At 67.9% G+C, this 2,476-nt stretch carries 2 protein-coding genes; one reads left to right on the top strand and one right to left on the bottom strand.

Annotated elements, in window-relative coordinates; all coding sequences use genetic code 11:
- The coding region (locus tag JHC99_RS18475; RefSeq protein WP_292156155.1) for a DNA gyrase modulator at window positions 1-797 on the bottom strand (797 nt) is incomplete at its 3' end.
- 149 nt (window positions 798-946) lie between these two features.
- Here JHC99_RS18475 and JHC99_RS18470 point away from each other — a divergent pair.
- A partial coding sequence (locus JHC99_RS18470; RefSeq protein WP_292156154.1) for a M10 family metallopeptidase C-terminal domain-containing protein occupies window positions 947-2,476 on the top strand: 1,530 nt, incomplete at its 3' end.

Genomic DNA, 2,476 nt, shown 5'->3' with positions numbered 1-2,476 from the left:
TCGCCCTCGAAGCCGTGGCCGATGGCCTCGTGCAGCAGGACGCCGGGCCAGCCGGCACCGAGAACCACGTCCATCTCGCCGGCCGGGCAGTCGACGGCGTCGAGATTGACCAGGGCCTGACGCAGGGCCTCGTCGACCTGACCCTGCCAGCGGTCGGGGGCGATCCAGGTCTCGAACCCGGCCCGGCCGCCGGCGCCGGACGAGGCGCTCTCGCGGCGACCGTCGCGCTCGACCGTGACCGAGACGTTCAGCCGGACCAGGGGACGCAGGTCGCGCACCGTCAAGCCGTCGGCCCTCAGGATCTCGATCTGGCGGCGCTCGCCGACGATCGAGGCCGAGACCTGGACCACGCGCGGATCGCGGGCGCGGGCCCAGGCGTCGATCTCCGACAACAGGGCGATCTTGTCCGAGAAGGCGGGGGAGGCGAGGGGGTCGACGGCGTCGTAGAGTTTCTGGTTGGTCGCTCGCGGCCCTTCGGCGGAGACGCCCGCGTGGCCGGCCTTGGCCAGGGAGGCGCTGTCGGCGGCGCGGCGCATCGCGGCGGCCGAAATCTCGTTGGCGTGGGCGTATCCGGCGGTCTCGCCCGCCACGACCCGCAGGCCGAACCCTTCGGAGGCGTCATAGGCGGCGGACTTCAGCCGACCGTCGTCGAAGACCAGCGATTCGGACTCGGACCGTTCGAGGAAAAGCTCCCCGTCATCGGCCCCGTGCAGCGCCCCCTGAAGGATCGACAGAGCTTCTGAAGGATCGACGCCGGCGGTGTCGAGGATGGGCGGCTGGGCAACGGCGATGGTCATGGCCCCTAGATAGGGTGTTTGTTGCGCCGCGTCACGGCACGCCCGCTAAGTTGAACGATGGCAAGGACTTACACAGAGCCACCCGACAATTGCCTCTTGCATCACGCCGTAATGTGGCGTCGAATAACGGCAATAGGGGGAATAAGATCATGTGCATCATCTGCGCTCAGGGCCTGCAAGGCTTCGGTTCATCACGCTTCGTCCCGTTCGACGGCGGTGGCGGCGGGGGTTCGGACACCGGCTATGGCCCGGCCATGCACGCCGACTTCGAGGGGATGTTCAGCCTGCTCAACGCCGACCAGCGCGGCGGCACCGGCCCCAACGGCCGTCCCTCGCTGACGACCACGGCGGCCGGAAATCAGCTGACGCGCAGCAATGTGACCTGGGACTCGGCGGGCGGCGCTCCGTTCGGCACGGCGGCGAACGTGACCTTCGCCTTCCGCGACGCGGCGCCGACGACCATGCCTGACGGCACCACCGGCTTCACCCGCTTCACCGAGGCCCAGATCGCCTTCACCCTGCTGGCGCTGCAAAGCTGGTCGGACGTGGCCAACATCACCTTCACGCGGGTGGGAACGGGCACGTCGGGCGAGGGTGCCTATTCGGGTGCCGCGACCATGCTGTTCGGCAACTATTCCGCCGGGGCGGCGGGTGCCGCCGCTTTCGCCTTCTTCCCGGGGCCCCGGGCGGCGTCCTCGACCTCGGGCGACCTGTGGTTCAACTCGACCGACACGAACAACCAGTCCGGCACCCTGTTCGAGTATGGGCTGCTGACCATGGTCCACGAGATCGGCCATACCCTGGGGATCGACCACCCTGCCGAATACAACGCCGGTGAGAACCAGCCAACCTATGCCGCCCACGCGACCTATTTCGAGGACAGCTATCAGTACACGCTGATGAGCTATTTCGACGAGACCAACACGGGCGCGAACTTCGTCCAGAACGGCACACGCATCTATCCGGCCGCGCCCATGATGGACGACATCGTCGCCGCCCAGCGCCTTTACGGTGCCAACATGACGACCCGGACCGGCGACACCGTCTACGGCTTCAACTCGACCGCGGATCGCGGCTGGTACAGCGTCACCTCGGCCGCCCAGGCTGTGGTCTTCGCCGTCTGGGACGCCGGCGGCACCGATACCTTCGACTTCTCGGGCTATGCACAGAACGCGATCATCGACCTCAGGGCCGGGGCCTTCTCGAACGTCGGCGGCCTTGTCGGCAACGTCTCCATCGCGGTCGGCGTCACGATCGAGAACGCGATCGGCGGCGCGGGTGCCGACACCATCATCGGCAATGCCGCGAACAACGTCATCACCGGCGGCGCCGGCGCCGACACCATGACCGGCGGGGCGGGGGCCGACACCTTCCGCTATCTGGCGACGAGCAACTCGACGGCGGCGCTCCAGGACACGATCACCGACTTCGTGACCGGGACCGACCGGATCGATCTGACGGCTCTCAATCCGACCAGCGTCAGTGTGGGTCGGCTGGCCGGCGGCGTGTCGGTGGTCTTTGCCGAAACTCCCGGCGGTGCCTTCCAGGCCTATGTCAACGGGGCGGTGAACTCGAACGACTTCATCTTCAACGGGACCATCGGCGCCTTCATCATCGGCTCGGCCGAGGCGGACACCATCGTCGGCTCGTCGCGGCCCGATCCCCTGCTGGGCAATGAC

This window comes from Brevundimonas sp. (assembly GCF_016463485.1).
Taxonomy (GTDB): domain Bacteria; phylum Pseudomonadota; class Alphaproteobacteria; order Caulobacterales; family Caulobacteraceae; genus Brevundimonas.
Note: the sequence above shows the minus strand (reverse complement) of the source record. Positions and strands in the feature narration are given on the sequence as shown.